Annotated in this window: 13 protein-coding genes, 2 tRNA genes and 1 pseudogene; 9 read left to right on the top strand and 7 right to left on the bottom strand. The window is 34.7% G+C overall.

Annotated features, from left to right (window positions below; all coding sequences use genetic code 11):
- Positions 1–1,144 precede the first annotated feature (1,144 nt).
- The 5 genes from B0A67_RS21800 to B0A67_RS21780 form a co-directional block, all read right to left on the bottom strand.
- Positions 1,145–1,218 (bottom strand) — tRNA-His (locus B0A67_RS21800).
- Between the two features lie 378 nt (positions 1,219–1,596).
- Positions 1,597–1,670 (bottom strand) — tRNA-His (locus B0A67_RS21795).
- 76 nt (positions 1,671–1,746) lie between these two features.
- Positions 1,747–2,463 (bottom strand): bacillithiol biosynthesis deacetylase BshB1, encoded by a 717-nt coding sequence (bshB1, locus tag B0A67_RS21790; protein WP_072962785.1) that lies wholly within the window; start codon positions 2,461–2,463, stop codon positions 1,747–1,749.
- Between the two features lie 88 nt (positions 2,464–2,551).
- On the bottom strand, positions 2,552–3,619 hold the full coding sequence (locus B0A67_RS21785) for a chorismate-binding protein (RefSeq protein ID WP_072962783.1): 1,068 nt from the start codon (positions 3,617–3,619) through the stop codon (positions 2,552–2,554).
- 3 nt (positions 3,620–3,622) lie between these two features.
- Positions 3,623–4,054 carry a PaaI family thioesterase gene (locus tag B0A67_RS21780; protein WP_072962779.1) on the bottom strand — a complete coding sequence of 144 codons (432 nt, stop codon included), beginning with the start codon at positions 4,052–4,054 and terminating at the stop codon, positions 3,623–3,625.
- 240 nt (positions 4,055–4,294) lie between these two features.
- Here B0A67_RS21780 and B0A67_RS21775 point away from each other — a divergent pair, with 240 nt between their 5' ends.
- From B0A67_RS21775 to B0A67_RS21750, 6 genes are all read left to right on the top strand, one after another.
- Entirely contained in the window at positions 4,295–5,809 is a 1,515-nt protein-coding gene (locus B0A67_RS21775) for a hypothetical protein (RefSeq protein ID WP_072962775.1), read from the top strand.
- Between the two features lie 44 nt (positions 5,810–5,853).
- On the top strand, positions 5,854–6,438 hold the full coding sequence (locus tag B0A67_RS21770) for an XAC2610-related protein (RefSeq protein WP_123887457.1): 585 nt from the start codon (positions 5,854–5,856) through the stop codon (positions 6,436–6,438).
- A 183-nt stretch (positions 6,439–6,621) separates the two neighbouring features.
- On the top strand, positions 6,622–10,275 hold the full coding sequence (gene purL / locus B0A67_RS21765; protein ID WP_072962767.1) for a phosphoribosylformylglycinamidine synthase: 3,654 nt from the start codon (positions 6,622–6,624) through the stop codon (positions 10,273–10,275).
- Between the two features lie 303 nt (positions 10,276–10,578).
- Positions 10,579–12,981 carry a TonB-dependent receptor domain-containing protein gene (locus B0A67_RS21760; protein WP_072962764.1) on the top strand — a complete coding sequence of 801 codons (2,403 nt, stop codon included), beginning with the start codon at positions 10,579–10,581 and terminating at the stop codon, positions 12,979–12,981.
- Between the two features lie 139 nt (positions 12,982–13,120).
- Positions 13,121–13,552, top strand: coding sequence for a hypothetical protein (locus B0A67_RS21755; protein ID WP_072962761.1), 432 nt, complete (start codon positions 13,121–13,123; stop codon positions 13,550–13,552).
- A 179-nt stretch (positions 13,553–13,731) separates the two neighbouring features.
- Entirely contained in the window at positions 13,732–15,510 is a 1,779-nt protein-coding gene (locus B0A67_RS21750) for an AMP-dependent synthetase/ligase (protein ID WP_072962758.1), read from the top strand.
- Positions 15,511–15,601: 91 nt separating this feature from the next.
- On the opposite strand, the gene B0A67_RS21745 is transcribed toward B0A67_RS21750, so the two are convergent.
- Complete coding sequence (locus tag B0A67_RS21745; RefSeq protein ID WP_072962755.1) at positions 15,602–16,180, bottom strand: hypothetical protein; 579 nt, start codon at positions 16,178–16,180, stop codon at positions 15,602–15,604.
- A gap of 1,141 nt (positions 16,181–17,321) precedes the next feature.
- Between B0A67_RS21745 and B0A67_RS21740 the strand changes: the two genes are divergently transcribed.
- The 3 genes and pseudogenes from B0A67_RS21740 to B0A67_RS25250 all read left to right on the top strand — a co-directional run.
- Positions 17,322–20,414 carry a DUF6493 family protein gene (locus tag B0A67_RS21740; protein WP_072962752.1) on the top strand — a complete coding sequence of 1,031 codons (3,093 nt, stop codon included), beginning with the start codon at positions 17,322–17,324 and terminating at the stop codon, positions 20,412–20,414.
- Between the two features lie 6 nt (positions 20,415–20,420).
- Positions 20,421–21,749, top strand: a complete 1,329-nt coding sequence (locus B0A67_RS21735; protein ID WP_072962748.1) for a hypothetical protein — start codon at positions 20,421–20,423, stop codon at positions 21,747–21,749.
- 9 nt (positions 21,750–21,758) lie between these two features.
- A pseudogene (locus tag B0A67_RS25250) lies at positions 21,759–21,857 on the top strand (transcriptional regulator); the annotation flags it as partial.
- Between the two features lie 148 nt (positions 21,858–22,005).
- Here B0A67_RS25250 and B0A67_RS21725 read toward each other — a convergent pair.
- Positions 22,006–22,427, bottom strand: a 422-nt coding sequence (locus tag B0A67_RS21725; protein ID WP_207557374.1) for a hypothetical protein, incomplete at its 5' end; no start/stop codon positions are given.

Here is a 22,427-nt window from a genome sequence, read left to right as displayed (position 1 = left end):
TCTTCTGTTTTGTTTCGCTTATCTCTCAAAGCGGGTGCAAAAGTAGAAAATTTATTTTCAACTGGCAAGTAAATTTTGAAGTTTTTTTTTAGAAAATTTCTTTTCCTTTTCTTCTCATTTCCCAACCAATATCTCAATGAACTTCCGTTGTTTTGCGGGGTGCAAATGTAACATCTGTTTTCAAATCTCGCAAGCTTTTTTTAATCTTTTTCAGAAAATAAATTTTCCTTTTAATTAATCTCTCTTGCCAGTATTTCAGTGAACGTCTCTCGTTGTTGCGGGTGCAAAAGTACCACCTTTATTTACATTTACAAGACTTTTCATTATATAATTTCAATGTTTTTCGAAACTTTTTCTTAACACTCTGATAACACCAATATTAGAGTATCATCATTTTTTATCTTTTAAGGAATTTTCTGAAGTCTATTGTGTTTTCAGCAATACCAGCCATGCAAGACAGTCGGCTTTTATAGACTTCACAGCTTTTTGGGTGGTTTTTCGATTACTTTGTAACAATACTTCATAACAGTTTTTATACCTTTAGCCGGTTTTGCCACCAAGACGCTAAAGCACAAAGTTTCATTTTGATTGGTTTGATTAGTTTGATTGCTTTTGAGCAGTCAGTAAGACACAAAGTTTCTTTTCCTACTATATATAGATATACTTCTTATAAAAACAACCGCCATATCCCTGATGGAAGCGAAAATCCTTTTGTGCCGGTCCCGATAGCTATCGGGAGAAACAAAAGATTGCAGCGCACAGCAGGAAATAGCTCCTCATTCAAATCCGCAAATTCCAAATCCCAAGAATACACTAAATAAGCTTCCCCGAAGCCTCGAGCCATCAACTAAACAAGCCACTCCTTATATATAGGAATCTTAAAAAAAACTACCAGGCTACAGAACCAAAAACCCTTCCTTATATATAAGAGAAAAAACACACTCCATATTCATACCCACATTACCCTTATCCCCAAATCTCAAACAATAACAAATCAAATATTAAAACCAATCATACACTAACTTTTTGGCTAATCCCCAAGCTTTGCGTTTGATCCTAACTTTTTTTTTAGCCGCTCTTTATTTTACCAAAAAATAAACGCACAAAAAAAGCCTTGAATTTCTTCAAGGCTTTAAAAATCCTGGGTGGCTGACCGGGTTCGAACCGGCGACCCTCGGCACCACAAACCAATACTCTAACCAGCTGAGCTACAACCACCATTTTCTTTGCGGGTGCAAATATACAACAAAGGTTTTCTTTTACAAAGAAAAAAGGACTCAAAACCGGAGATATTAAGCAATAAAATACTTTTAATCAAATAAAATGATTTACAAACAAACTGTAATAACCAACAAACCATCACTTAAACATTGTAGATGTTAGATTTACAGAAAATCACATATCTTATAGATTTGAAATCAAAACATATTAACTGAAGCAAAACCCACAATGCTTATATTCTTAACCTTTTTTCAATATTAAGTTTTTTTTTTCTAAACCTGGCATTATTTTTTTCCGTAGTGATCTACCAATGTTTAGGACTTAAATTACAAACACAAAAAAAGCCTTGAATTTCTTCAAGGCTTTAAAATCCTGGGTGGCTGACCGGGTTCGAACCGGCGACCCTCGGCACCACAAACCAATACTCTAACCAGCTGAGCTACAACCACCATTTTTCTTTGCGGTTGCAAATATACAACAAAGGTTTACTTCTCCAAAGAAAAAAATGAAAAAATTTTACTAAAACTACATCAAACTTTCTAAACTATTGACTGCCAAACACCTTTCAACAGTGAATCCTTCTGCAAAATCTTTACCAACTAACCTACCTAAGTCCTGCGCACGATAATTTACACTTTCAAAAAAGTTTTTACTTGTAATTGGCGTTACAGGTTCTGTTGAGTTTGGATCATAAAATTGAGTTTTATACGCCATGATCGCCGCTACCTTTTTATCTTCGAAACCTGTAATATCTACTACAAAGTCTGGCTGGATATTTTTCCACTGAATATAATGATACACTACTTTTGGTCTCCAGGCTTCCTGGCTCTGTCCGTCAATCGAAGTTTCAATTTTCATTAAACCTGATAAAAAGCACGCATCAGAAACTAATTTACTTCCTTTTCCATGATCAATATGACGATCGTCAATCGCATTACACAACACAATCTCTGGCTTGTATTTTCGGATCATCTTAATAACTTCTAACTGATGCTTTTCGTCATTAGCAAAAAAACCATCTCTCATCTCTAAATTTTCACGAACCAAAACACCTAATACATTAGCTGCGTCTTTTGCTTCCTGATCTCTGGTTTCAGCTGTACCACGCGTTCCCAACTCGCCACGCGTTAAATCAACAATACCTACTTTCTTGCCAAGAGATATTTCTTTTAAAATTGTTCCCGCACAACCCAATTCTACATCGTCCGGATGTGCACCAAAGGCTAATATATCTAACTTCATACTTTATAATGTCAATGTCAAAAATCAATTTCAATCTAAAAACTAAAATTGACTTTTTATTATCTATTCTCTTTATTCTATTCTCTTCTTATTTTGAGTTCAACACTCTTTTCATCGTCATTGATTTATTGACGCTTTCCTCCCATTCATGTTCCGGAATACTCTCTTTTGTTATTCCACATCCCATATACAAGATAGCTTTACGATCCTGAATTTGCATACTTCGTAAATTTACAAATAAATCAGAACTAATATCGCTGCCAGCGAAACTACTATTCAATTCACCCAAAAATCCGGTATAAAAAGTTCTGTCGTAGTTTTCATTTTCTATGATAAATGCTTTTGCTTTTTTCTTTGGCAAACCACAAACAGCAGGAGTTGGATGCAAGGTATCTATCACTTCTTCAAGGGTCGAATTATCCTTTAAAACTCCCGAGATATCCGTTTTAATATGCCAGATAGATCCTGCCCTCAGACTGTAAGGCTCCGTAACATTAACCGAAGCAGCAACCTCACGCAATCTTTTTACAATAAAATCTGTTACATATTGTTGTTCATCTTTCTCTTTTTGCTGCCAGAGAATTTCAGTTTCTAAATTTGCTTTTTGAGTTCCTGCCAAAGCTGTGGTTTCAAAAACATTTCCGTTTGCTTTCAGTAATTGTTCCGGCGTTGCGCCCATCCAGAATCCAATTTGAGGATGAAAAAAGCAATATGAGAAAGTCGTTGGGTACAATTGAGTCAAATGCTGAAAGGTGGTTATAAAGTCAAATTCAGCTAAATCAACTTTTTCGCTTCTTGACAGAACAACCTTCTTGAATTCCTCTTTTTTAATCGCCTCCATTCCTTTAGCAACTAAATCTTCATACTGAATTTTAGCAGCTTCATCAAAAACTGAATCTTCGATTTCGATAGTTTCAAAAGAAAGTTCCTCTTGTTCTGTCGTTATAATTTCAGCTTCATTTTCCGGAATCAAAACAAGTTGTTTTTCATCAAAAGAAGCAAAAACAAAACCCTTTTCTTTATAATTTGAGATTTTATATAACGCATCATTTTGTTGTAAAAGTCCAAAAACACTTGCAGAATTAGGCTTAGAATACATCACAAAAGGCAAATGCTTTTCGTAATGTTTTTTTATTTTAGAAAAAAAGTCATTCATGTTCTATTCTGTTTTCTTTTTCTCCAAAACCATATTCGTCAGTTTGCAAAGCGAAATCAAATTTCCGGCTTCATCAGTAATTTTAATTTCCCAAAGATGAATACTTCTTCCTTTATGTATGATTCGCGCTGTCCCGAAAACCCAGCCTTCACGAATACTTTTTAAGTGATTGGCCGAAATTTCGATGCCGCGTACTTCCTGTTCTTTTGGGTTGATGAAAAAAAATGACGCTGCACTACCTACACTTTCTGCCAAAGCTACAGAAGCTCCTCCGTGCAAAAGTCCCATGGGTTGGTGAACGGAAGGATTTATTGGCATTTTTGCAGTTAAAAAATCCTCGCCAGCATCTATATATTCTATTTTTAGCGTTTCCATTAGCGTGTTTTTAGAAAATTCGTTGCAACGCGCTAAAATCTGCTCTTTTGTGTAATTCATTAAAATGGAATTTAAAATCGTAAAATTAAAGAAAAGAAGAGATACAAATTCGAAAATGCAATTCTAAATTAAAAATCGACTTCAAACATGTAAGTTTTTTGTTATTTTTACCAAAACAATCAATATTGATCTGAGGCCGAAAATTCATTTATTTTGCCACAGATTGCACAGATTATCACAGATTAAAAATTTTATAAAATTCCTTTTAATCTTTTAAATCAGTGGCAAAAACAGAAACAAATGCGTCAATACTTTATACTTTTTATTTTTGGACTACTTACAACTTTCAGCTCTTGCCGAACTGATTTTGATACTGTTGCCAGTTCCGGAAATTTAAAGTTCTCAAAAGACACCGTTTATTTAGATACCGTTTTTAAAAATATTGGCTCAGGCACGTACCAGCTTAAAGTTTACAATACCAGTAAAGACGACATTTCGATTCCAACGATTCAACTTAAAAATGGCCTGAATTCAAAATACCGAATGACGGTTGACGGAATGAGCGGAAACAATGGTAAAATCTTTAATAAAGTTACTCTTTTAGCCAAAGACAGTTTGTATATTTTTATAGAAACGACTGCAGATATTACAGATGCTGATCCTACGGATTTTTTATATACCGATCAAATTCAGTTTGACAGCGGCGCCAATCTTCAGGAAGTAGCTTTGGTAACCCTGATTCAGGATGCTGTTTTTCTTTATCCGAAACAAAATGCCGACGGAACAAAAGAGAAAATCACAATTGACAACAAACCTGTCGATGGTTTTTATTTGGATGAAAATGATCCTGTTAACGGAAATGAATTACTGTTTACCAACCAAAAACCTTATGTTATTTATGGATTTGCAGGTGTTCCCGAAAATAAAACCGTCTCTTTTCAAGCCGGAGCCAGAGTATTTTTCCATGCTAATTCCGGTCTTTATGTAGACAACAAAGCATCGCTGCAAATTAACGGAGCTGTGTCTGCCACCGGGAAATTAGAAAACGAAGTTATCTTTGAAGGAGATCGACTGGAATCGCTTTACGATAATATTCCGGGACAATGGAATTCTGTTATTCTGGCTAACGGAAGCATAAATCATTCGATCAATCATCTTACTTTAAAAAATGCCATTACAGGTTTAAGCATAAAAAGTCCTGATAACACCACAATTCAAATCAAGAATACACAAATTTACAATTGTGCTGAATACGGAATCTTAGCTCAAAACGCCAATATTAACGGAGAAAACATTGTAATTAACTACGCTGGCTTAGCGGGTTTGTCCTGTGTTTATGGCGGGAATTATGTTTTTACTCATTCCACCTTCAACAACAATTGGCAAAATACGTCTCGTTTCGCTGTCAGCTTAAGCAATACTTTAGCCGGTATGAGTCCTGTTTCGAATGATCTTGTACAGGCCACTTTCAACAATTGCATTATTTACGGATCAAGTACGAACGAATTCAATTTAAACAAAAGCACTAACGCTGCATTTGTTTATCAGCTGAATAATTGTTTATTGAAGTTTAACAGCTCAACCACCAATCCCGATTACCAGTTTAAAACGGATGCTTTACATTATAACCAGATTATTCTAAATGAAAATCCTAAATTTTATAATGTTTCACAGAACAAGTTTAATATTGACAATACTTCTGCCGCTTTTGCGAAAGGCAATCAGTCCTATAATATTCCCCAAGATATTATTGGAAAAACCCGAACTTCTCCCCCGGATCTGGGTGCATACCAGAGTGCGGTTTTTGCTAAGTAAAAATTTACTAATAAGTTACTATGTTTTAAAAACTGACTCACTATATGAAAAGAAGTTTCCTGACAATACTCTGCTTGTTATGCTTCATCAGCTTGTTTGCTCAAAAAACAACTGTTGTTGAATGTGATTCTATTTATAAAAACAAAGGAATTTCTATAAAAATTAAAAATTTTGAAGCCGAAAGTGAAGGTTATGATGGCGAAAAAAATTCGATTCTAATCATCAATCAAAAACTAAATGGCAAAAATTCTGTTTTAGTAAAAGATTCTATTTTTAGTCTTGTACAGAAAATTGAGTTTCAGGATTTCAACAATGATAAAATAAAAGATATTCTGGTTCAAAATATTTCTGACGTAAGAAGCAATTGGACTTACAATTTGTATTTATACCATCCAAAAACGAATAGTTTCAGTAAAGTAATTGGTTTCAACGAAATAAAAAATCCGAGTTACAATTCAAAATACAATCTTATTGAGAGTCATGTGAATTCCGGCACCAATTGGGCTGCATTTTATAAAATCAAAAACAATAAAGTACATAATTATCATATTGAAATAACGGATGATGGCAGTGCCAAATCTGAAAAAGACTACCAAAGAGCTCTAAAAAAGATAACAGAAAAAAAATAAACTTTGCGTCCTTGAGATCTTAAACAATTCGATATTGTTATTCATAATTCTAAAATGAACTTATGTAGCTTACAGGGTTCAAAAAAAATCATCTAACTTTTTCAAAAGAGTTCGTTTTCAAATTTGCGCTTGCTATTTATTTACACTAAATTTGCACCTCAATACAACAAACTACACAAAACAATGATCCATTTCTTTGAAAACCAAAGCAAAACTGTTTTTGCCGTACAAACGCAAAACGAAATTTCGGCTCAAGACATTTCAAAACTAAACTGGCTTTTTGCCAACTCCAATAAGATCGAAAAATCCGCCTTGACGGATTTTTTTGTTGGTCCTCGTGCCACAATGATCACACCCTGGAGTACAAATGCTGTAGAAATCACCCAAAACATGGGTATTCCGGGCATTATCAGAATTGAGGAATTTCATCCTGCAACGGAAGATTTTACTGATTTTGATCCGATGCTTTCACAAAAATTCAATCAATTAGATCAGAAGATTTTTACGATCAACGTTCAGCCAGAACCGATTTTAGAAATCGATGATATCGCCACTTATAACAAAGTAGAAGGTTTGGCTCTAAGCCAGGAAGAAGTAGATTATTTAGACAATCTTGCTTTAAAATTAGGAAGAAAACTAACTGATTCTGAAATCTTTGCTTTCTCACAAGCCAACTCTGAACACTGTCGTCATAAAATTTTCAACGGAACTTTTGTCATCGATGGTGAAGAAAAAGAGACTTCTCTTTTTAAATTAATCAAAAAAACATCACAGGAAAATCCTAACGATATAGTATCTGCTTACAAAGACAACGTTGCTTTTGTAAAAGGACCAAAAGTGCAGCAGTTTGCACCAAAATCAGCGGACAAACCTGATTATTACGAAATAAAAGAATTTGATTCGGTTTTATCTTTAAAAGCAGAGACACACAATTTCCCCACTACTGTAGAGCCTTTCAACGGAGCTGCAACAGGTTCTGGAGGAGAAATTCGTGACCGTCTTGCAGGTGGTCAAGGTTCGTTGCCATTGGCAGGAACTGCGGTTTACATGACTTCATATTCTCGTTTGAATGATAACAGAAAATGGGAAAATGCTGTTGAAGAAAGAAAATGGCTGTACCAAACACCAATGGACATTTTGATCAAAGCTTCAAACGGAGCTTCTGATTTTGGAAATAAATTTGGTCAACCGCTTATTACAGGTTCGGTTTTGACTTTCGAACATTCAGAAAACGACCGTAAAATTGGTTACGATAAAGTAATCATGCAAGCGGGCGGAATTGGTTACGGAAAATTAGATCAGGCGATAAAAAAGAAACCACAAGAAGGTGATAAAATTGTAATCTTAGGTGGAGAAAATTATAGAATCGGAATGGGTGGAGCTGCGGTTTCCTCTGCAGATACAGGGGCTTTTGGTTCAGGAATTGAATTAAATGCAATCCAGCGTTCAAACCCGGAAATGCAAAAACGTGCTGCCAATGCCATTCGTGGTTTGGTAGAAAGCGATCATAACCCAATTGTTTCTATTCACGATCACGGTGCTGGAGGACACTTAAACTGTCTTTCGGAATTAGTGGAAGAAACGGGTGGATTAATCGATTTGGATAAATTACCGGTTGGAGATCCAACACTTTCCGCAAAAGAAATTATTGGTAACGAATCTCAGGAAAGAATGGGATTGGTTATTGGTCAGAAAGATATCGATATTTTGCAAAGAATTGCTGACAGAGAGCGTTCGCCAATGTATCAGGTTGGAGATGTAACGGGAGATCACCGTTTTACTTTCGAATCAAAATCAAATGGTTCAAAACCGATGGATTATGCTTTAGAAGATTTCTTTGGAAGTTCTCCTAAAACGGTTATGAATGACAAAACTATTGACAGAAAATATGCTGATGTTTCTTATGACAAGGCAGATTTCGAAAAATATTTACAAGATGTTTTACGTCTTGAAGCTGTTGCCTCAAAAGACTGGTTGACTAATAAAGTGGACCGTTGCGTGGGTGGAAAAGTAGCCAAACAACAAAATGCAGGACCGCTTCAATTACCATTGAATAATGTTGGAGTTATGGCTCTGGATTATTTAGGTAAAGAAGGAATCGCAACTTCTATTGGCCACGCTCCTATTGCGGCTTTAATTGATCCTGTTGCAGGAAGCAGAAATGCTATTGCAGAATCGTTATCAAACATTGTTTGGGCGCCAATAAAAGATGGTTTAAAAGGAATTTCATTATCAGCAAACTGGATGTGGGCTTGTAAAAACGAAGGTGAAGACGCTCGTTTGTACGCTGCTGTTGAAGGTTGTTCTGAATTTGCAATCGAATTAGGAATCAATATTCCGACAGGAAAAGATTCACTTTCGATGAAACAAAAATATCCAAACGACGAAGTAATCGCACCGGGAACGGTTATTATTTCTGCCGGAGGAAACTGTACAGATATTAGAAAAGTAGTGGAACCTGTTTTACAGAAAAACGGAGATTCTATTTATTATATTAATTTGTCTCAGGATAATTTCAAATTAGGAGGTTCGTCTTTTGCACAAATCAGAAACACTATCGGGAAAGAAACTTCTACTATAAAAGATGCTTCTTTCTTCAAAAATGCTTTTAATACCATTCAGCAATTAATCGGCGAAAACCAAATATTAGCAGGTCACGATATCGGAAGCGGTGGTTTAATCACAACTTTACTAGAATTGTGTTTTGCAGATGTAAATCTTGGAGCAAAAATTGATTTTAGTGCTTTCGCAGAAAAAGATCTATTGAAAATCCTTTTCTCAGAAAACATCGGAATCGTTTTCCAGGCTAAATCTGATGCAGCTGTTGAAGCTAAATTAAAAGCTAATAATATCGAATTTTTCAAATTAGGAAAAGCGACAACTACTGAAACTTTAGACCTTGGACTTTGGACTTTAGACATTAAAAAATACAGAGATATCTGGTTTGAAACTTCTTATTTATTAGATCAAAAACAATCTAAAAACGGAAGAGCTCAGGCACGTTTCGAAAACTATAAAAATCAGGTTTTACAATATACTTTCCCGGCACACTTTACAGGAAAAAAACCTATAATCGACGCTTCGAAACCAAAACCTAAGGCAGCTATTATTCGTGAAAAAGGAAGTAATTCTGAACGCGAAATGGCAAATGCAATGTACTTAGCCGGATTTGATGTAAAAGACGTTCACATGACCGATTTAATTTCCGGTCGTGAAACGCTTGAAGATATTCAGTTTATTGGTGCTGTTGGAGGATTCTCTAATTCAGATGTTTTAGGTTCTGCCAAAGGTTGGGCCGGAGCTTTCTTATACAACGAAAAAGCAAAAACAGCTTTAGATAATTTCTTTAAAAGAGAAGATACTTTATCTGTTGGAATCTGTAACGGATGTCAATTATTCATGGAATTGGAAGTGATAAATCCGGAGCATGAAGTTCACGGAAAAATGCTGCATAACGAAAGCCAGAAACACGAAAGTATCTTTACGTCTGTAAAGGTTCAGGAGAATAATTCGGTTATGTTATCGACATTGGCCGGAAGTACTTTGGGAGTTTGGGTTTCTCACGGAGAAGGAAAATTCAATTTGCCTCTTGCCGAAGAAAACTACAACATTGTTTCTAAATATGCTTACGAAGGTTATCCAGCAAACCCTAACGGATCTGATTATAACGCGGCAATGATGTGTGACAAAACCGGAAGACATTTGGTAATGATGCCTCATATTGAGCGTTCGACTTTCCAATGGAACTGGGCGAATTATCCAAAAGACAGAAACGATGAAGTTTCGCCTTGGCATGAAGCTTTTGTAAACGCAAGAAAATGGATTGAGAAAATCTAAAAATATATTTTTATTACTAAAACGCCCGATGATTCGGGCGTTTTTTTTTGACAAAAAATTCACGAATTATCGCTAATTATTAATCTGTATTTTTTTTCAAAGCCACAGATTAAAGAACTAAAATGATTTAAAAAAGTGCTTAATTATTTGCATTAAGTAAACAAGTACAATAATTAATTCGCGAAATTGGTGGCAAAAAAAATCTCAGCAAAAAACCTTTACTTAATAGACTCTAAGACTAATTTAATGATATCTTAAGGTACTTTAAGAAGCTCTGTTTACTGCTATAAATATCTTTGTCTCATGAAAAAATGGAGACAAAATTTATCACTTTTAATTACCTTATTTACACTAAGCCAATTTTCATTTGGACAAAATTCTTCTATAAAAGGAGTTGTTTCTGACGGAAAACTTGCAGTTGAATTTGTCGATGTTATTTTAAAGACCACAACAGATTCTGTGAAAGTTGCGGCATATTCAGTTACAGACGCTGCAGGAAATTTTGTTTTAGACAATATTATTTCAGGTGAGTATCAATTGCAATTCAAATTAATTGGTTTTAAAACTTATACTCAAAAAATAAAACTTGCTGGTTCTCCAATCACTATTGGAACGATAACTTTACAAAGCGATACTAATTTACTGAATGCCGTTGTGGTGAATTCTCAAAAGAAACAAATCCGAAAAACAGACGAAGGTTTTGTTTTTAATGCGGTTTCAAATATTTCACAATCGGGAGGAACTGCAACAGATATGCTAAAAAGTATTCCGACTGTTGCCGTTGATGCTGACGGAGGAATAACGCTGAGAGGAAAATCTCCGATGATTTTAATTAACGGAAAAAATTCTGCCATTACTAATATGGATCAGATTGTGGCAAGCAGTATCGAAAGCATTGAGGTTATCAGTAATCCTACCGCTAAGTATGATGCCAATGCTGAAAGCGGAATTATCAATATCAAACTCAAAAAAAACAATCAAAGCGGAATTAATGGTGCTGTAGTTTTTGGCAGCGGATTTGGAGCGAAAGGAAGACTGAACAGTTCGGTTCTGCTGAATCAGAAAACGGATAAATGGAATTTTGGTTTGGGATATGACAATCGTTTTGCCGGCCGAACAAAAAAAATAAAAGGCGAAAGAACCAATAATTTTATTGATGATGAACATTTTATCAATCAAAACAGAAATGATGAGCGAACTGAAGGTTTACAAAATCTAAAACTCAATATTGATTTTTCGCCCAACGAACGAAACAGCTTTTCATTTGAAGCTTTAGGCAATATAGAAAGTCAGGATAATGATGAGACTTTGCATACTCTGGTAAACACCATTACAAATCAGTTTTTCTCTGATAACATCAGGCATTCATTAGAATTAGAGCGTTCAAAAGTTGGTGAACTGGCTTTTAGTTACGACAGAAAATTTGCCGATGATCGAAAAAGCCTGAACGCAAGTATTACTTCTTCTTTTAATAAACACAAAGAAAATACAGATATCGATACTTATAATTATGATCAGTATAATGCACAAATTGGTGATGCTACTCTACAGAGAACGCACAATTACGAGCATGAAAACATATCCAACGCCATTGTAAATTATGCGATTCCTGTTGCTGAAAAATCAATTATTGAAACCGGTTATAAAGGAACATTTCGTTTTTTTAATTCTGATTTTCAAAGTGCCGATAAAACGAATGATAAGTATGTTATCAATCCTTTAGCCAGTAACGGTTTTGAATATAACGAACAAATCAATGCTGTTTACGGAATGCTGAATTCGTTTACAGGCGAAAAAGAAAATCCCAAATGGAAATACAATCTGGGGCTGCGCGCAGAACAGGTTTCAAACAATGGCAAAACGCAAAATAACAGTGACAATTTTTCTAATCATTATTTAAAAATTTTCCCATCGGGATCGTTACAATTGAATTTGGCATCAGATGAATTCGTAAAAATGGGTTACAGCAAACGTATCAATCGCCCGGATTTAGATGATTTAAACCCTTTTATAGATATTACCGATGCATTAAATCCTCATGGCGGAAATCCGTATCTAAAACCTGAAATTATTCATATCGCCGAAATGAGTTATAATAAAGAATGGTCTGCCTATTCTTTTTCTGCCAATGCTTTTTACAGAAATGCCACTGATGCCATCAGACAATATGCAGAACTACAAGACAATGGAGTTATTTTCCTGCAGCCCCGAAATATAGGAAGTACTGTAACGTATGGTTTAGAAACTATTTTTAGTCTGAAGCCTGTTGGTTTCTATGACGCCAATATCAGCATCACGGCTTTTCAGCAGCATGTTGATGCCTCGAATCTAGTGCAGAACACCGTAAATAACGCCTTTAGCTGGTACGGAAAAATCATTAATAATTTTGTTCCCTGGAAAGGCGGGAAATTGCAGGTAATTGGCAATTACAATTCGGAATTGGCGACGGCACAGGGAAAAAGAATACCGATTTATAATGTCGATATGGGGTTTCAGCAAAAATTAGGCAAAGGAAATGCCCGTTTAGGATTGGTTGTTACTGATATGTTCAATACCTTAGAAAGCGGTTATAAAAACAATACTTTACTTTTTAGCAATAACCGGACTTCTAAGTCTGATACACGTGCATTGATGCTTACTTTTGCCTATACTTTTAAATCTGATTTTAAAGAAAAACTATTAGAAAATCAGTTTTCAACAGAGTAATATTTCGGCAAAAATAAAAACAGTAAAAAAACTCATTCTTGTTATTTGGATTCATTTTTCAATGGAAATTTTGAACTATATTCGCCAAAAAAATCAGCCCGGATTTTTTTAGCTCCCAAAATAATTAAACCTACATAGAATGAAAACTGCACATTTATTACTTATTACACTATTTTTTGTTTTTACATCCTCCCATTCTCAAGTTCACGTAGATCAGATTACATATAACGGCCGTGATCATTTTATCACTACCACTATTGGTTACCCTGTTCCCGGAACCTACGTCCTTACAGGGCAAAAAGCGCCTGTTACAATTTTAAATCCTGATGGTACCGGTGTTATCCAGGCAGATGATTTAAGCAAAACCAAGATCAACTGGGGAATTGAATGTACAGAGGAAGGAATTCCGGTTTTTAAAGAAGGATTCAATAGTGCTTCGTACACATTTTGGTTCAGAACAAACGATAGCGAGGCCTGGACTTATTCCCAGTTTTCTATTCATTTTGCCAAGAAAAAAATGTTTTTAATGGGGGAAAGAGTAAAAGATTATGTTGATTATAACATTCAATAGTTTATCTGAATTTTCTATCATAAAATAAATTTTTCTCTATATTTGAAAGAATTTCTATAAAAAAGAAAACGTTTTCGTAAATTTTCTGTAGTAGTTATAATTTTTCCCATAAAATTTCATAAATTTAAAAATCATACCTTATTTTTATTTAATTTGCAATAAAATTCAATATATTAAACATGGTTCCAATCACACGCCTTTTTGATTTTCCCTATTATCAACAGGAAACTTACAATCTTCAAGTTGCCTTAGCAACCAAAAAAAATGGAGTCTGGGAAAAAACATCTAGCCAGGAATATATTGCAAAAGCTAATGCTATTTCGAGAGCATTATTACGTTTGGGCATTCAGAAAGATGATAAAATTGCCCTGATCACATCGAACAATCGTACAGAATGGAATATCATGGATATTGGTATTTTACAAACCGGTGCGCAAAATGTTCCTGTGTATCCAACAATTGCGGAAGAAGATTACGAATATATATTAAATCATAGCGGCAGTATGTACTGCTTTGTTTCTGACCGCGAAGTACTTGACAAAGTAAATGCCATAAAAGCAAATGTACCTAGCTTAAAAGAAGTTTATTCTTTTGATGAAATCGAAGGCTGTAAACATTGGACTGATTTATTGGCACTTGGTGAAGACGAAAGTAATCAGAATGAAGTTGAAGCCAGAAAAGACAGTATTCATACCGACGATTTGGCTACTATTATTTATACTTCAGGAACCACTGGAAGACCAAAAGGGGTTATGCTTTCGCACAAAAATATTGTGTCGAATGTTTTAGACAGTGCACCAAGAATTCCGTTTGATCCGGGAAAAAGTACTGCATTGAGCTTCCTGCCTATTTGCCATATTTTTGAAAGAATGATTTTGTACATCTATCAATTTTATGGTGTTTCTGTGTATTTTGGTGAATCAATTGATAAAATTAGCGACAACCTAAAAGAAGTTCGTCCTACAGTGATTACAGCTGTACCAAGACTTTTAGAAAAAGTATACGATAAAATTTATGCCAAAGGTGGTGAACTAACCGGAATCAAGAAAAAATTATTTTTCTGGGCTATCGATTTAGGTTTAAAATATGAGCCTTACGGAGCTAATGGTTTCTGGTATGAATTTCAGTTAAAAATCGCCCGCAAACTTATCTTTAGTAAATGGAAAGAAGGTTTGGGAGGAAATTTAGAATTAATGGTTTCAGGAAGTGCCGCTTTACAGCCACGTTTAACAAGAGTTTTTGCTGCTGCCGAAATTCCGGTTATGGAAGGTTACGGTTTGTCTGAAACATCTCCGGTAATTGCTGTAAACGACCAAAGAAATAAAGGTTTCAAGATTGGAACTGTTGGTAAACCAATCCGCAACGTTGAAGTTAAAATTGCTCAGGACGGAGAAATTCTTTGTAAAGGACCAAACGTAATGCTGGGTTATTTTAAAGATCCTGAAAAAACTGCCGAAGCTTTAATAGACGGATATTTCCATACTGGGGATATTGGAGAAATTGACAGTGAAGGTTTCCTGAAAATTACAGATCGTAAAAAAGAAATGTTCAAGACTTCAGGAGGAAAATACATTGCACCTCAACTAATTGAAAATGCAATGAAACAATCTCGTTTTATTGAGCAGATCATGGTAATTGGCGATGGAGAAAAAATGCCAGCTGCTTTTATCCAGCCTAATTTTGAATTTGTAAAAGAATGGGCAAAACTGCATAAAGTAACTTTAGGAAGCACAGATGCTGAAATTAGTGCAAATACAGATGTCATTAAACGTATTGACGAAGAAGTAGAAAAAATCAATGAGAAATTTGGTCACTGGGAAAAAATCAAACGTTTTGAATTAACTCCTGATGTCTGGTCTATCGATGGCGGACAATTGACTCCTACCCTAAAACTAAAACGTAAAATCATTAAAGAAATTTATAAAGATCTTTATCTTAAAATCTACGATCATAATTAAATCAAAATAATATAACCAAACGAAAACGGCTGTCTCACAAGACAGCCGTTTTTTATTTCACGAAGATTTCCTTCAATTGACAAATGAGTATCTAACCACTCGAGAAACGGATTGTTTTTTCCGGATAGCTCTTCTGATCTCCTCTTTTAGCGAACAGAGTGGCGAAATTTGAAAAAAGACGTTTTTTCCCAGAATATTCTCCTGACTTTTCATTTTCTGCAAAACCAGCTCTTTTTCTGATCTTTTTCTCTGCTTCAACAACTGCTTTAGCATTGTAGCTGTTTTCAACTTGTATTGCATCTTCCATTCTACATACTTTATTAAAGTTTTTAAAAGGACGCGGTTGAAAATCAACCATAATCGCAGCCAGATTTATTGCATCAATATTCGTAGGATCTGTTTCTCCTTTCAAGAAGGTTTCGATAGGTCTGAACTTGTCTTTTTGATCCTTAAATTTCTTCTTTTTCGTGTAATCAAAATCTATAGAAAATAAATTTCTAAAAACATTTAAGTCATCCTGAGTTACTCCATTCTCGAAAATAAGCCAACAGAAATCACGTAGTTTTCCACGAGACGGACTGTACAAATAATCAAAGTACTCGCCTTCTTTTTCTATCTCGTATTTTTTTCTAATCGCTTTTTTGTATCTATCTAATGTATTGTTGTTCATGGTATATATTTTTTTATTTTATTAATTTTTAATTTGCCACTAAGGCGCTAAGGCACAAAGCTTTATTTTTTACTTGCCACTAAGGCTCAAAGACACTAAGTTTTTTACTTCTTTAATACTTTCTCTGCCTCTCGCAAAAACGCGAAATCTTTGATTCAATTCTTTTCTTTATAAAGAATCTTTGTGCCTTTGCGCCTTAGTGGCAAACTTTACTTTTTAGGCATAAAAAAAGCACCCGATTAAAGGTGCTTCATGAGATTTGAGTAAGACATATGTATCCTACTGCCATTCATGCACCTGTATTGTAAAACATCCCGAAACGAATCCTGGGGCTTGTAATGCTGCGCTATATGTTTTATATTTAAAATCCATCTTATTTGTTGTATTGTATTTTTAAATCATTGTTGTTTGAAATTCTATCTTCAAATTTCTTCGACAAAGATATAGTTGAAAAGATCAATTATCCAAATCATTTTTAATATTTATTTTACTGATTGTCAGTTATTTAAATCTTTAAAAAGCATAGAAATGGCTGTCCGCATACTGGTGCAGATTCTTATTTTTATCAATTGACTGTCTATCATCAAATTACTTTTCAAGAGTATAATTCCTTAATTAGTCGTATCATGTAACATTTCATCTATTATTATTTTATTTTTTTTTAGTTAAAAGTTATTTTTTATCATTTCCTGTCCTACTAAGTAATCTAAATTATCATTCTGAACGATTCCGCCCCTGTCGGAAAAGTGTCGTATTTCGACTTATCTCAGTGTGAAAAAACAAAAAAAGCGCCCCGAAAAGGACGCTTTTATATATTTATGTTGAGTTTGTAACTACAATTTACACTTCAATTCATTAAAATACATATTACATCCTGAACCTTCAGCCGAGATAAATCCGGCTAAACGATCACTATATTGTCTTACTGACAGATTGATATATATGTGTTTTGTTTCCATTTCAGGATCAAATGTACAATATATTTTAACATTTGCATAGTATTCGCACTGAAATATTTATCAGACAGCGATCAATTTTAACCTAAATTTTCCGTTAAAAAAGCCTATAAACACTAATAATTTTATATTTTTGAGAATATACGCACACATTATTTTTTATCAAATTCAGTCTTTAAAAAACTATGAAAAAATATTTAAAATACATAGACGGAAATTCTGATAAGTTTTGGCAAATTGAAGTTACAGGATTAGAATACACTGTGACTTACGGCAAAAACGGAACATCGGGAACTTCTCAAACCAAATCATTTTCTACAGACGAAGAATGTCTGAAATCAGCAGAAAAAATACTGGCCGAAAAAGTAAAAAAAGGATATTCAGAAACTGGTGATGTTGCTGTAGCTTCAAAACCTAAAACCGCTAAAAGCGCAAAATCTGATGAAGTTCTGGAAGAATACGACGCAATTGTAAAATCTAAAAATATAGATTTGCTATTGCCTTTCCTGAAAGAAAAATCAAAGGGGAATATTGAAGCTCTAAAAAAACTGATCAAGAAAAGTAAACGTTATTTTATGACCTATACTGATCTTACCAAAGATCCGGGTTATGTAAAAAAAGACAAACACGATTATGGCTGGGGAACCCGCGGCGATAAAAAACAAAGTGATATTATTACCCTAAGTGCAATCGCCTTATTTGATAAAGCAGATATCAATTCCTGGGATGAAGCTTTGAGCTTGCTGAACGAAATTGATGAAAAACCTCAGGTGATGGAGGTTTTATTATGGGCAAAACCCAATTGGCTTGATACTTTTATTTTAGACAAAGTAAAAAGGCAAGATTGGGTAGGATTTAATTATCATACAATGCGCCAACTCGAAGAGCAGCATTTATTAGCATTTAATCCTGAATTATATGCATTGACTCTTGCCGCAACAAATGAATGGCGTTCGAAGATGAAGACCAGAAGATTCATTAATAATTCATTAAATGATCAACTAACCTGGAAAAGAGATATTCCGGAATTGTTTAATTATGAAACCATTCTGCACAACAGTTTCTTTAGGGAGAATGACAAACAGAAACATGATGAATTCCAGACCTGGGCTGTTATTTATAAATCCTTATTAGAGGAGAAAAAGATGGAACGTGCGTTTTTTATCGAAAATGCCATCCAGATTCAAACCAAAGAATGGAACAATAACCTGAAATCTTTCTTTAGAAAAAGAATCGAAGAATTTAATGTTACTGCCGATGAACTAATCGTGTTGCAGGAAAATATATTCTCTTTTCTACACAATCCATATCCGCCCATAACGAGTTACGGAATTGAATTGATTAAGAAAATTTACGATCATCCAAAATTCAAAACCAAATCATTTCTCGAATGGCTTGAACCTTTAATGATGCGCAGCGATTGTAAAGCAGCTATTAAAAACGTTTTACCAATTCTCGAGAAAATAAATAAATCAAACCCAAAACTAAGCGCCACTATATCATCCATTATTGCCGATGTTTATGTGATTGCCGATCTTGCTTTACAGGAACGCGCTACCAAAATTATTACCAAAATTGCCAACGTAAAAGATAAAGTGCTTAAAGAGAAATTATCCTCATACGTAACGCTGATGCAGGGAAATATCAAATCAGGATTAACCCAGTTTTTAGACGAAGAAGCTTTAATTGTCGATGATGCTGCTCATGAAGAATACACATTCGAACCTCAACAAGAATTATTCCTTACAGAAGAAGTTCAGTTGCCGAAGGATTGGAACGATGTTGTTTTTCAGTTTGGAAATTTCATCAATTCAGAAGAAACAGTAGATTCAGAAATTTTACTGAACATTTATATCTCGCAGCGAGATTTGTTTCCGGCAGATTATAGCGCGCAATTGCAGCCTTATGAAAAGCAATTGCAGAAACATTATTTTGAAGCAACTCACAAAAATTTCGTGAAGGCATTTTTACAATCTAAAATCGCCAACATCGATAACAAATTCAATAGCAAAGTCAATCATTATTCAAAGATTATTACCACTTTGTTAATGCAGCCTTTACTCGAAAAAGTACAGCAAAAAATAGATTCAAATTCTACTTTGCCCCTGCTCTCTTTCCCGAGTCATAAACCGTATTGGGTTGCGCCAAAGGTTTTGTTAGAAAGGGTTATTGCGTATCAAAATACAAAAGAAGAAATTGATTATACCGATTTAGCTATTGCCATTGCCCGTATGCCCAGAGAAAATATCGAGGAAGCCATTCCGTTATTGGATAAAATTGAAGGTGAAATAAAACCGCTTTTAACGTTCTGTCTTGGTGTTGATGAAAAACTGAACTTAGATTCTACATCTTTATTTTCGAAACTATTGGCAACAATGGGAAAAACCACCAAAGAAACAGGGAACTTATCCCTTTGGGCGGTTGCAGCAAGAACATTTTATCCAAACGATACTTTCCCGGAATTCGAAAATACTTATCTAAAAGATATTCCGTTTGTGGTGGCTCCTTTTAAACCTCAGGTAGAGTTTAAGGAAAAATGGAACGAATGGACGAATTATCAAACCAAAGAAAAAGAACGAACGCCATCTTGGTACGAACTAAAATTCGACTTGCCGAATTATTCTAAAATTCCTAATTATTTACTGTACAGCCAGGATGTTTACAAGAGATCAAACACTTGGGATTATAACATCAATTATGCGGGAAATACTTATTTCTGGCACAGCCTTACTCCGCAAAACTCAGATGCACTCGCGTTGACTTTATTACACAATTGTAATATTGCCGATGGAGCAAAACCGGAATTAAAAGGTTTTCTGGACGTTATCAACAGACCTGAATTTCGATTCTCAGATATTAGCTTGCTTTTATATGCCTGCTGTTTCTTTCAGGAAAAGAAAGATTTACGATTAATGGCATCAGAAGTTTTGATGCATTTAATCGAAAAACAAGCGATAGATATTGAACTTTTTGCTCAGAAAATAGCGTATTTGACCACCGAAAAATATGGTGTATTTTTAAGATTAGCCGACGGATTAATTGCCATAAAAGATGTTTCTCCTTTACATAACAATGCTTTATTGAAGTTGCTAAACTCTTTCTTTGCTCATCTGGATTTAAAAGATAAATTGCCAACGAACTTCAAAAAAATAATAGAAAACTATCTTGATATTTTAACCAAAACCAATCAGAAACCATCTGCGGAAGCCATTGTTTTCTTCGAAAAATGGAAAGATAATGCATCGCTTAAATCATTGATTAAGCAAATTTTAAAATAAAGAAAAATGACAGATCTCGAATATAATTATAAAGGAATTTCCACTTACAGTAAAACCAAAGGCATCAACAATCTGGTCCTGGCGCACCAAACCGAAATTGAGGAAGTCAATAACATTCCGTGTTTTTTCTGGGGAAGCCTGACAGATCCTTATGTTACCGCAAAATGCTGGACTACGATTGCCAAAGTGGTTCGCTCCAGTTTTGGGCCTATTCCGCCAAGTTTGCGTGATCCTATCGTTTCGGCAGGATCTGAACGATTGCGTTTCGAAGGTTTTTCGTCTTGTAATGGTGTTTATGTACGACTGGATATGAAACCAGAAGCGATCGACGGAGAATTTATCGCCAACGGAACCACGAATGTCGATTTTAATGATCCGATGCTGAACGCTTTAAATGCGATTCAGAAAAACGAAAAAGTAACCCTTGCCGTGGGTCAGCAGGATGTTCAGGTAATTACCAGCAAAGCAAAAGTAACCGAGAAAAAAGTGACTTTGCCTATGCGCTGGATAAAAGGTTTAACGAGCGTTCAGTTGTATCTCGCAGATATGGATATTAAGTTTGAACTGAATAAAATCCAGACGATTCAGTTGTTTCAAAGTTTACCAAAAGGAACCGTAAAAGGTGATTTCTTCATCACCAAAAGAGCCGGTAAATTTATGTTTTCGACTTTGGCTACAGCCGATAGTGTTAGAATTGGCGGTGTGCAAAGATTGCGTTTGTTAGAAGGAATTCTGGCTATCGTAGACAAAATCTTCATTTACGAATCGGCAGACAAACAAACTTGTGCAATAGTCGCCGAATTTGGAAAAATGCAGCTTCTCATGGCTTTTTCTCCTGATTCGTACCGAGGATTTTCGGGCGAAGGAAATGTACTCGAAACCATGACCGAAAACTTACCTATAGAATGGGTTTACGGATTGAACAGTTTATTAAAATCGAATGAAACTTTTGACCCAACGATGCTTTCTATCGAAAATGATATCGATTTTGGCACTATGGACAATCTGACTTCGAATTTATCCTCGATGGGATTATTGGGCTATGATTTAAGCGAAAAAGCACATTTCTATCGTCGTCTGCCTTTTAAAACCGAACGTATTTTATCGCTCAACCCAAGACTTAAAAATGCCAAAAAACTATTAGCGAACGAAGACATCGAAATCGTCGAATGCAGAGCCGATTATATCGAAGCCAAAGTAAAAGGTTCTGGCGTTGTACACAAAGTCATTATCGACCATAATTCGCAAAGATGTACTTGCGACTGGTTTACGGCTTATAAGGGCAAAAGAGGGATTTGCAAGCATATTTTGGGAGTGAAGATGATGATTTCTTAGAATATATTTTTCAATCCTCTTGATAAAGTTGTTGAGCTTTATGAGCGTTTGGTTTTGGCTGAGAAGGAAAAGGTTGAGTATTTAGAGAAGTTGTTGGGAGGGAAATAATATTTCTTGAGAAGATTTTATATATGAAAAATGCGCAATGAGAATTGCGCATTTTTTTGTTTTATACAATTGGCTTGACGAAGTTTGAATACTTAAAGACACTTTTGTCATATCAAATACAAACCAATATCAATCTTACAAAAAAACATTAGACAACCCAATTTTCTATCTTTACTTCTGTAAAATATTTTTCTTTCAGTTCTTTCTTTTTAGTTTCTCCTATATGATCTATTTCATTAGGAATAGAAAGTAACCCACTTTTAATTTCATTTTTCAATCCTTTATTTTCATCAACTACGTTTTCAATTGCAATATATGAAAGGAAAAATCTAAAACTTTTATTTTCTTCAGTCAATATTTCTAAAAGGTCAACCTGTCTTTTTTCAATTAGCATTTTCATTACATAATCTGGAAAAAGATATTTATACAAATCCTTCAAAATTAGCTCTTTTCCTAAAATTTTTATAATATCAGGCTTTTGAGATGTTTGCTGCAAAGTTTCAATCTCGCTAGCAATAATTTTCATAAAAGTTTCATATTCATCTCTCTCTTTATAAGTATAGATAAGAC

Source organism: Flavobacterium aquidurense (genome assembly GCF_002217195.1).
In the GTDB taxonomy this organism is placed as follows: Bacteria; Bacteroidota; Bacteroidia; order Flavobacteriales; family Flavobacteriaceae; genus Flavobacterium; species Flavobacterium frigidimaris.
Note: the sequence above shows the minus strand (reverse complement) of the source record. Positions and strands in the feature narration are given on the sequence as shown.

What these genes read in the sequence shown, in the direction of transcription:
- B0A67_RS21755 (WP_072962761.1), top strand. Translation starts at nt 13,121, where the DNA reads ATGAAAACTGCACATTTATTACTTATTACACTATTTTTTGTTTTTACA.
- B0A67_RS21735 (WP_072962748.1), top strand. Translation starts at nt 20,421, where the DNA reads ATGACAGATCTCGAATATAATTATAAAGGAATTTCCACTTACAGTAAA.
- B0A67_RS21775 (WP_072962775.1), top strand. Translation starts at nt 4,295, where the DNA reads ATGCGTCAATACTTTATACTTTTTATTTTTGGACTACTTACAACTTTC.
- B0A67_RS21750 (WP_072962758.1), top strand. Translation starts at nt 13,732, where the DNA reads ATGGTTCCAATCACACGCCTTTTTGATTTTCCCTATTATCAACAGGAA.
- purL (WP_072962767.1), top strand. Translation starts at nt 6,622, where the DNA reads ATGATCCATTTCTTTGAAAACCAAAGCAAAACTGTTTTTGCCGTACAA.
- B0A67_RS21745 (WP_072962755.1), bottom strand. Translation starts at nt 16,180, where the DNA reads ATGAACAACAATACATTAGATAGATACAAAAAAGCGATTAGAAAAAAA.
- B0A67_RS21770 (WP_123887457.1), top strand. Translation starts at nt 5,854, where the DNA reads ATGAAAAGAAGTTTCCTGACAATACTCTGCTTGTTATGCTTCATCAGC.
- B0A67_RS21760 (WP_072962764.1), top strand. Translation starts at nt 10,579, where the DNA reads ATGAAAAAATGGAGACAAAATTTATCACTTTTAATTACCTTATTTACA.
- bshB1 (WP_072962785.1), bottom strand. Translation starts at nt 2,463, where the DNA reads ATGAAGTTAGATATATTAGCCTTTGGTGCACATCCGGACGATGTAGAA.
- B0A67_RS21785 (WP_072962783.1), bottom strand. Translation starts at nt 3,619, where the DNA reads ATGAATGACTTTTTTTCTAAAATAAAAAAACATTACGAAAAGCATTTG.
- B0A67_RS21780 (WP_072962779.1), bottom strand. Translation starts at nt 4,054, where the DNA reads ATGAATTACACAAAAGAGCAGATTTTAGCGCGTTGCAACGAATTTTCT.
- B0A67_RS21740 (WP_072962752.1), top strand. Translation starts at nt 17,322, where the DNA reads ATGAAAAAATATTTAAAATACATAGACGGAAATTCTGATAAGTTTTGG.